Genomic DNA, 3,293 nt, shown 5'->3' on the forward strand with positions numbered 1-3,293 from the left:
GCGCTGCGCGCACCGCTCAAGGCGCCGACATGCCGGTGCGCGCGGCGCACCCTACGGTTGATCCGCTGACACCTTCGCGAGCAGAGATCGCTCCTACAAAAAGGCCACCTTGAAGGTGGCCTTATCACTTTTGATTTTGATTGTTTGGCTTTTCCGGGTGGGATATTGCGCTCTGTCGTGATCTTTCCTCTGTGCGGCTTTCTTCTGCTTCCCGTTTTCTATGCAAGCTGAGGCCTCATCGTTATCATGCCAGCCTTGTTCGTAGCGGGGCCTGGCATGCTGGAATTGTTGAAACTTCTGCAGGATGGTCGATTCCATTCCGGTGAAGCCCTTGGGGCGACGCTTGGGATAAGTCGCAGTGCCATCTGGAAGCAGCTGCAAGGCCTGGAGGCTGAGCTGGGGGTCGAGGTGTTCAAGGTTCCTGGCCGAGGCTATCGGCTGTCTTCGCCCATGACCCTGCTCAATGCCGGGCAGATATCTCATGGTGCTGAAGGCGTGGATTGGCCGGTCACTGTCGAGTCCAGCGTTGACTCCACCAATGCCGAGATCTTTCGCCGCCTCGATGCGGGGGCGCGTGCACCTTTCGTTCTGCTTGCTGAGCGTCAGACTGCTGGGCGTGGTCGGCGGGGGCGCGTCTGGGCCAGTCCTTTTGCCGAGAACCTTTACTGCAGTGTCGTTCTGCGTGTAGACGGTGGCATGAGTCAGGTGGAAGCCTTGAGTCTGACTGTCGGGCTTGCGGTCGCTAGAGCTCTGCAAGGCTGTGGCGTCGACGGCGCGCGACTCAAATGGCCGAACGACGTGCTGGTCGATGGTCGCAAGATATCCGGGATTCTCCTGGAACTGGCCGGGGATCCGGCAGATGTCTGTCATGTTGTCATTGGTGTGGGTGTCAACGTCAACATGGCGGTCGATGCTCCCGCTGTTATCGACCAGCCCTGGACCTCGGTCCGCCAATGCCTTGGCCGAACGCTTGATCGTAATGAGTTGGCCGCCGAGTTGTTGCTGCAGCTGCGAGATTGCCTTGCCATTCATTGGCAGCACGGGTTTGCCGGTTTGCGCGAGGAGTGGGAAGCGTTGCATACGTGGCACGGGCGCGCTGTGGCTTTGACGGCAGGAAGCAATGCGACTCTGGGCGTCGTGCTCGGGGTTGATGAGCGAGGTGCTATTAGGCTGAGCGTGGATGGCGTCGATCGCTCCTTCAGTGGGGGTGAGTTGAGCCTGAGGTTGCAACATGATTCTTGAGCTCGACTGCGGTAACAGCTTTATCAAGTGGCGGGTAATTTCCGTGGATGGGGCGCAGCGCCTTTTTGCTGGCGTGGTCGACTCCGATGCCGCTCTCTTCGAGTCTTTGGCGGCTGCGCCCGAGTTGCGGGTAAGTCGCTGTCGCTTGGTAAGTGTGCGTAGCGATGCTGAGACCGAGCAGTTGGTTACGCGTCTGCGTGAGTCCCTGGGAGTCGATGCGATCTGTGCTCAGTCTGCCAGTCAGGTCGGGGGCGTGCGGAACGGTTACGAAGACTTTCGGCGTCTTGGTCTGGATCGTTGGCTGGCTGTGCTGGGTGCCTATCATCTAGGACAGCGCGCTTGCCTGGTGGTGGATCTTGGTACGGCGGTAACCGCTGACTTCATATCGGCCGATGGTATGCACCAGGGTGGTTTTATCTGTCCTGGGTTGCCGTTGATGCGTGATCAGTTGAGTACGCACACTCGGCGTATTCGCTACGATCGCCAGGTGGCGCTTGCTGCTTTGCAGGAGCTTGAGCCTGGGCGCTCCACTGCTGAGGCTGTCGAGCGTGGCTGTGTATTGATGTTGCGCGGGTTCGTCGCCGAGCAGTTGCTGCAAGCGCAAGCCCGCTTTCCAGAAGGTTTCGAAGTCTTTCTGACTGGAGGCGATGCGGGTCTGGTGCAGGATGTGGTCCCGGGAGCGCAGGTCGTTCCTGATCTGGTATTTGTCGGACTGGCTATTGCCTGTCCCTTGAACTGAGGCGAGGTATGCGCTGGATTCTGCTGTTGCTCCTGCTACTTAACGCCTTCTATTACGTGTGGCATCAGCAGCAGGCCCCCATGCGCGCCAAGGAAGTTGCGCCGGCCAATGCTTATCAGGCGGCGCGTAAAGATATCCGTTTGTTGAGTGAGGCGGATACGCCGCGCTCGCGTGCGGGGGCGTCGGCTCCGGCTGATACGGCTACTCCTGATGCTGCCGTTTGCCTATTTCTTGGCAGCTTTGAAGCGGAGGCGAGGGCGAGGGTTGTAGAGCAGCGGCTGCTGAGTCTGGATATACAGGCTGAAGTACGCAGTGTTGATGCGGCAGCGGGTGTCGAGTATTGGGTTTACCTGCCGCCTTTGGCTTCCCGTCAGGCCTCGCTGAGGCAGTTGCGCGAGCTGCAGGCCCGGCGCATCGATAGCTACATCATCACCCAGGGCGAGCTGGCGAATGGCATATCGCTCGGGATATTTCCTCGCAACGACTCGGCCAATAGCGTCATGCAGCGTTTGCGTGATGTGGGGTACGAGCCGCAGATTCGCGAACTCTCACGTGCGCATCGTAGTTTTTGGGTGCGTGTAGCCCCGGAAAGTCGGCGGTTGGCCGATGAGTTTTTACTTGGGCGGCTGGCTGGAGACTTCGCAGGTTTGCAGCATCAATTAATGCCTTGCGAAGGCGTTGCATTGCTCCAGTAGTTTGCATAGAATGGCGCCCGCTTCGCAGGGTGGTCAAAGTTGGTTCCCGACGAAGATGTTGTCAAAGTAGCTAACCTCAAGATTTTAATGAGAAAAAGCTTGACAGTAGGGTGGCAGATCTAGAAAATGCCGCCTCACTTTGGAGGGGTTCCCGAGCGGCCAAAGGGATCAGACTGTAAATCTGACGTCATCGACTTCGAAGGTTCGAATCCTTCCCCCTCCACCAGATTCAGCGTGAGCTGCAAGCTCCGCGGGTATAGTTCAGTGGTAGAACCTCAGCCTTCCAAGCTGATGATGCGGGTTCGATTCCCGCTACCCGCTCCAGTTTGTGGTTGGCGCAACAGAGTTTGGCTCATGTAGCTCAGTTGGTAGAGCACACCCTTGGTAAGGGTGAGGTCAGCGGTTCAAGTCCGCTCATGAGCTCCATCTAATGAAGGCAGATATGAAAGTATCTGCCTTTGTTTTAATGGCGGCATGGCTTGCTCAATTCTTCGCTAGGAGACGGTCAAGATGGCTAAAGAGAAATTCGAACGTAACAAACCGCACGTCAACGTAGGCACCATCGGTCACGTTGACCACGGTAAAACCACTCTGACCGCTGCTCTGACCCGCGTCTG

Annotated in this window: 4 protein-coding genes and 3 tRNA genes; all 7 read left to right on the top strand. The window is 57.8% G+C overall.

What is annotated here, in order from left to right; translation table 11 throughout:
• Positions 1–276 precede the first annotated feature (276 nt).
• A complete protein-coding gene (birA, locus tag BLR77_RS24760; RefSeq protein ID WP_074682778.1) occupies positions 277–1,242 on the top strand; it encodes a bifunctional biotin--[acetyl-CoA-carboxylase] ligase/biotin operon repressor BirA in 966 nt (321 codons plus the stop codon).
• Positions 1,232–1,981: a pantothenate kinase gene (locus BLR77_RS24765; protein ID WP_074682774.1), complete on the top strand. Its 750-nt coding sequence runs from the start codon at positions 1,232–1,234 to the stop codon at positions 1,979–1,981. The genes birA and BLR77_RS24765 overlap by 11 nt, the downstream gene beginning before the upstream one ends.
• Positions 1,982–1,989: 8 nt before the next feature.
• A complete protein-coding gene (locus BLR77_RS24770; RefSeq protein ID WP_074682776.1) occupies positions 1,990–2,676 on the top strand; it encodes an SPOR domain-containing protein in 687 nt (228 codons plus the stop codon).
• Positions 2,677–2,817: 141 nt separating this feature from the next.
• Positions 2,818–2,902, top strand: a tRNA-Tyr gene (locus BLR77_RS24775).
• 24 nt (positions 2,903–2,926) lie between these two features.
• Positions 2,927–3,000: transfer RNA gene (locus BLR77_RS24780), tRNA-Gly, on the top strand.
• Between the two features lie 26 nt (positions 3,001–3,026).
• Positions 3,027–3,102: transfer RNA gene (locus BLR77_RS24785), tRNA-Thr, on the top strand.
• Between the two features lie 84 nt (positions 3,103–3,186).
• On the top strand, positions 3,187–3,293 hold a 107-nt coding region (locus BLR77_RS24790), incomplete at its 3' end, for a GTP-binding protein (protein WP_202966612.1).

Origin of the sequence: Ectopseudomonas alcaliphila, from assembly GCF_900101755.1 — a bacterium.
Taxonomy (GTDB): domain Bacteria; phylum Pseudomonadota; class Gammaproteobacteria; order Pseudomonadales; family Pseudomonadaceae; genus Aquipseudomonas; species Aquipseudomonas alcaliphila.

What these genes read in the sequence shown, in the direction of transcription:
- birA (WP_074682778.1), top strand. Translation starts at nt 277, where the DNA reads ATGCTGGAATTGTTGAAACTTCTGCAGGATGGTCGATTCCATTCCGGT.
- BLR77_RS24765 (WP_074682774.1), top strand. Translation starts at nt 1,232, where the DNA reads ATGATTCTTGAGCTCGACTGCGGTAACAGCTTTATCAAGTGGCGGGTA.
- BLR77_RS24770 (WP_074682776.1), top strand. Translation starts at nt 1,990, where the DNA reads ATGCGCTGGATTCTGCTGTTGCTCCTGCTACTTAACGCCTTCTATTAC.